We start from the raw sequence: 5,718 nt of genomic DNA on the forward strand, positions 1-5,718 counted from the left end.
TGAGGTTGGGCTTTCTGGGCTGTAAGAGCCTGACGATGACCTACTTTCACACGGGAACCCGCACTATCATCGGCGCTGAGTCGTTTCACTGTCCTGTTCGGGATGGGAAGGAGTGGGACCAACTCGCTATGGTCATCAGGCGTAAAGGGTTGTTGTGCTGATCACGTGATCAGGACAACGAATTCATAGAGTCTGGAATCAGCGCGCACTTGTCGTGCGCTGGCAAGAATATAGTTTTTGAATGCGTCAACTTGGCATAACACCCTGATTCGATTTGAATCAAAGTTATAGGGTCAAGCCGCACGAGCAATTAGTATCAGTTAGCTTAACGCATTACTGCGCTTCCACACCTGACCTATCAACGTCCTGGTCTTGAACGACTCTTCAGGGGGCTCAAGGCCCCGGCAGATCTCATCTTGAAACGAGTTTCCCGCTTAGATGCTTTCAGCGGTTATCTCTTCCACACTTAGCTACTCGGCAATGCCACTGGCGTGACAACCGATACACCAGAGGTGTGTCCACTCCGGTCCTCTCGTACTAGGAGCAGGCTTCCTCAAATCTGCAGCGCCCACGGAAGATAGGGACCAAACTGTCTCACGACGTTTTAAACCCAGCTCACGTACCTCTTTAAATGGCGAACAGCCATACCCTTGGGACCGGCTACAGCCCCAGGATGAGATGAGCCGACATCGAGGTGCCAAACACCGCCGTCGATATGAACTCTTGGGCGGTATCAGCCTGTTATCCCCAGAGTACCTTTTATCCGTTGAGCGATGGCCCTTCCATACAGAACCACCGGATCACTATGTCCTGCTTTCGCATCTGCTCGACTTGTCAGTCTCGCAGTTAAGCACGCTTATGCCATTGCACTATCGTCACGATGTCCGACCGTAACTAGCGTACCTTCGAACTCCTCCGTTACGCTTTGGGAGGAGACCGCCCCAGTCAAACTGCCTACCATGCACTGTCCCCGATCCAGATAATGGACCTAGGTTAGAACCTCAAACACACCAGGGTGGTATTTCAACGTTGGCTCCACAAGATCTAGCGACCCTGCTTCAAAGCCTCCCACCTATCCTACACAGATCTGTTCAAAGTCCAATACAAAGCTACAGTAAAGGTTCATGGGGTCTTTCCGTCTTTCCGCGGGGAGATTGCATCATCACAAACATTTCAACTTCGCTGAGTCTCAGGAGGAGACAGTGTGGCCATCGTTACGCCATTCGTGCAGGTCGGAACTTACCCGACAAGGAATTTCGCTACCTTAGGACCGTTATAGTTACGGCCGCCGTTTACTGGGACTTCAATCAAGAGCTTGCACCCCATCATTTAATCTTCCAGCACCGGGCAGGCGTCACACCCTATACGTCCACTTTCGTGTTTGCAGAGTGCTGTGTTTTTAATAAACAGTCGCAGCCACCGATTTTTTGCAACCCATTCATGCTCCGTTGTTCACTTCACACTAATAGGGCACACCTTCTTCCGAAGTTACGGTGTCAATTTGCCGAGTTCCTTCTCCTGAGTTCTCTCAAGCGCCTTAGAATACTCATCTCGCGCACCAGTGTCGGTTTGCGGTACGGTCGTTGTTAGCTGAAGCTTAGTGGCTTTTCCTGGAACCTCGTTCAGTCACTTCACGGACAAGTCCGCTCGATCGATGGCCTCGGTATATGTGCGCCGGATTTGCCTAACGCACGCCTACATCCATCTAAACCGGGATATCCAACACCCGGATGACCTATTAAGATCCGTCCCCACATCGCACTAACAATCGGTACAGGAATATTGACCTGTTTCCCATCAGCTACGCATCTCTGCCTCGCCTTAGGGGCCGACTCACTCTACGCCGATGAACGTTGCGTAGAAAACCTTGCGCTTACGGCGAGGGGGCTTTTCACCCCCTTTAACGCTACTCATGTCAGCATTCGCACTTCTGATACCTCCAGCACGCTTTACAACGCACCTTCACAGGCTTACAGAACGCTCTCCTACCACTTGCAATAAATTGCAAATCCGCAGCTTCGGTAACTGGCTTAGCCCCGTTACATCTTCCGCGCAGGACGACTCGATCAGTGAGCTATTACGCTTTCTTTAAATGATGGCTGCTTCTAAGCCAACATCCTGACTGTTTTAGCCTTCCCACTTCGTTTCCCACTTAGCCAATTTTAGGGACCTTAGCTGGCGGTCTGGGTTGTTTCCCTCTTGAGTCCGGACGTTAGCACCCGGTGCTCTGTCTCCCAAGCTGTACTCATCGGTATTCGGAGTTTGCCTTGGTTTGGTAAGTCGCCATGACCCCCTAGCCAAAACAGTGCTCTACCCCCGATGGTAATACTTGAGGCACTACCTAAATAGTTTTCGGAGAGAACCAGCTATTTCCAAGTTTGTTTAGCCTTTCACCCCTATCCACAGCTCATCCGCTAGTTTTGCAACACTAGTCGGTTCGGACCTCCAGTACCTGTTACGGCACCTTCATCCTGGCCATGGATAGATCACTTGGTTTCGGGTCTACACCCAGCGACTGATCGCCCTATTCGGACTCGATTTCTCTACGGCTTCCCTATTCGGTTAACCTTGCCACTGAATGTAAGTCGCTGACCCATTATACAAAAGGTACGCAGTCACCCTTGCGGGCTCCTACTTTTTGTAAGCACGCGGTTTCAGGATCTATTTCACTCCCCTCCCGGGGTTCTTTTCGCCTTTCCCTCACGGTACTAGTTCACTATCGGTCGATGATGAGTATTTAGCCTTGGAGGATGGTCCCCCCATATTCAGACAGGATTTCTCGTGTCCCGCCCTACTTGTCGCAAGCTCAGTACCACACAGGTCATTTCACGTACGGGGCTATCACCCGCTATGGCCGCTCTTTCCAAAGCGTTCCGTTATGTCTTGTGCTATCACTTGCAGGCTCTTCCGATTTCGCTCGCCACTACTTTCGGAATCTCGGTTGATGTCTTTTCCTCGAGCTACTGAGATGTTTCAGTTCACCCGGTTCGCCTCGCATGCCTATGTATTCAGCATGCGATACCTTTCGGTGGGTTTCCCCATTCGGAAATCTCCGGATCAAAGCTAATTTGCCAGCTCCCCGAAGCTTATCGCAGGCTATCACGTCCTTCGTCGCCTATCATCGCCAAGGCATCCACCACGTGCTCTTATTCACTTGACCCTATAACTTTGACTTCTCTTGCGAGAACCCAAAATCGTTTCAAGGAATTGCCAGGTCTCTCACCTGGCGCGTTATGCCGTACTTCCAATATCGATTTGACTCGAAATTGAAGTTTCTTTTGACGCAATCAAAAATTCTATGTTGCTGAAGGCACGGTCTGCACTAAACCTTTACGAATGTGCAGTTTCCTTCAGCAACGCTGATTCGACTCTATGAATTTTTAAAGAACAGCCGATCGATCAAGAGATCTTGATCAACAACAAAGAAGCCTCACGCTTTCGCTCGAAGCCGCTTTGGTGTTGAACTCTGATAAGCACCAGGCATCTGGTTGCCGGTGATTGGTGGAGGATGACGGGATCGAACCGACGACCCCCTGCTTGCAAAGCAGGTGCTCTCCCAGCTGAGCTAATCCCCCAGGGATGTGAACGCAAATTCACGATGCTGCGGATGGTGGGTCTGGTTGGATTCGAACCAACGACCCCCGCCTTATCAAGACGGTGCTCTAACCAACTGAGCTACAGACCCAAGCCGGAGAACGCTTCGGACCAAGCCTCAACGCTCAGTCGCCGGGCGACAACCTTCCAACAACCGATAAGTGTGGGCGTTCAAATGAACTTGCTGTTTTTCCAGAAAGGAGGTGATCCAGCCGCACCTTCCGATACGGCTACCTTGTTACGACTTCACCCCAGTCACGAACCCTGCCGTGGTAATCGCCCTCCTTGCGGTTAGGCTAACTACTTCTGGCAGAACCCGCTCCCATGGTGTGACGGGCGGTGTGTACAAGACCCGGGAACGTATTCACCGTGACATTCTGATCCACGATTACTAGCGATTCCGACTTCACGCAGTCGAGTTGCAGACTGCGATCCGGACTACGACTGGTTTTATGGGATTAGCTCCCCCTCGCGGGTTGGCAACCCTTTGTACCAGCCATTGTATGACGTGTGTAGCCCCACCTATAAGGGCCATGAGGACTTGACGTCATCCCCACCTTCCTCCGGTTTGTCACCGGCAGTCTCATTAGAGTGCCCAACCAAATGTAGCAACTAATGACAAGGGTTGCGCTCGTTGCGGGACTTAACCCAACATCTCACGACACGAGCTGACGACAGCCATGCAGCACCTGTGTTACGGCTCTCTTTCGAGCACGAAGCCATCTCTGGCAACTTCCGTACATGTCAAAGGTGGGTAAGGTTTTTCGCGTTGCATCGAATTAAACCACATCATCCACCGCTTGTGCGGGTCCCCGTCAATTCCTTTGAGTTTCAACCTTGCGGCCGTACTCCCCAGGCGGTCAACTTCACGCGTTAGCTTCGTTACTGAGTCAGTGAAGACCCAACAACCAGTTGACATCGTTTAGGGCGTGGACTACCAGGGTATCTAATCCTGTTTGCTCCCCACGCTTTCGTGCATGAGCGTCAGTGCAGGCCCAGGGGATTGCCTTCGCCATCGGTGTTCCTCCGCATATCTACGCATTTCACTGCTACACGCGGAATTCCATCCCCCTCTGCCGCACTCCAGCGATGCAGTCACAGATGCAGTTCCCAGGTTGAGCCCGGGGATTTCACAACTGTCTTACATCACCGCCTGCGCACGCTTTACGCCCAGTAATTCCGATTAACGCTCGCACCCTACGTATTACCGCGGCTGCTGGCACGTAGTTAGCCGGTGCTTATTCTTACGGTACCGTCATGATCCCCCTTTATTAGAAGGAGACTTTTCGTTCCGTACAAAAGCAGTTTACAACCCGAAGGCCTTCATCCTGCACGCGGCATGGCTGGATCAGGCTTGCGCCCATTGTCCAAAATTCCCCACTGCTGCCTCCCGTAGGAGTCTGGGCCGTGTCTCAGTCCCAGTGTGGCTGGTCGTCCTCTCAGACCAGCTACAGATCGTCGGCTTGGTGAGCCTTTACCCCACCAACTACCTAATCTGCCATCGGCCGCTCCATTCGCGCAAGGCCTTGCGGTCCCCTGCTTTCATCCGTAGATCGTATGCGGTATTAGCACAGCTTTCGCTGCGTTATCCCCCACGATTGGGCACGTTCCGATGTATTACTCACCCGTTCGCCACTCGCCGCCAGGATTGCTCCCGCGCTGCCGTTCGACTTGCATGTGTAAGGCATGCCGCCAGCGTTCAATCTGAGCCAGGATCAAACTCTATAGTTCGATCTTGATTTGCGCCCGGCCTCACGACCGAGCAAAACTCATAAAAAAAGAAATTGAAGTGAACTTCACTTCTATTCTCATGAGCGTTTAAAGTCTTGCGACTTGTTCCGTAGAACTGGCAAGTTGCCTTCAAACGCCCACGCTTATCGGCTGTAAATTTTTAAGGATCCCAGCAAATCAACAATTCTTGTCAACCCGCTTTTGCTTCGTTCGCTGCGATCAGCGAAGCCTGCCAGTCTAACACGTTTTTTACAACCCGGTCAAACTATTTTCGCTTTCTTCAACTTCCTTCCGCATCCAACCGCCGAAGCAATCAGTGCTGAAGCCGTTTCAGCGAAGCCTTCGATTATGACTCAGTTTTTACAACTTCGTCAAGTCCGAGGGACTTTTTTC

The 5,718-nt window shown here is 51.7% G+C and carries 2 tRNA genes and 3 rRNA genes; all 5 read right to left on the bottom strand.

Annotated elements, in window-relative coordinates:
• Nucleotides 1-27 precede the first annotated feature (27 nt).
• A 5S ribosomal RNA gene (rrf, locus tag WKW79_RS36600) occupies nucleotides 28-140 on the bottom strand.
• 149 nt (nucleotides 141-289) lie between these two features.
• Nucleotides 290-3,160: ribosomal RNA gene (locus WKW79_RS36605) — 23S ribosomal RNA — on the bottom strand.
• 339 nt (nucleotides 3,161-3,499) lie between these two features.
• Nucleotides 3,500-3,575, bottom strand: a tRNA-Ala gene (locus tag WKW79_RS36610).
• A gap of 33 nt (nucleotides 3,576-3,608) precedes the next feature.
• A tRNA-Ile gene (locus tag WKW79_RS36615) sits at nucleotides 3,609-3,685 on the bottom strand.
• Nucleotides 3,686-3,790: 105 nt separating this feature from the next.
• Nucleotides 3,791-5,325 (bottom strand): 16S ribosomal RNA (locus WKW79_RS36620).
• The 16S, 23S and 5S rRNA genes sit together here with 2 tRNA genes alongside, the layout of an rRNA operon.
• Between the last annotated feature and the right edge of the window lie 393 nt (nucleotides 5,326-5,718).

The organism is Variovorax robiniae, assembly GCF_037889955.1.
In the GTDB taxonomy this organism is placed as follows: domain Bacteria; phylum Pseudomonadota; class Gammaproteobacteria; order Burkholderiales; family Burkholderiaceae_C; genus Variovorax; species Variovorax robiniae.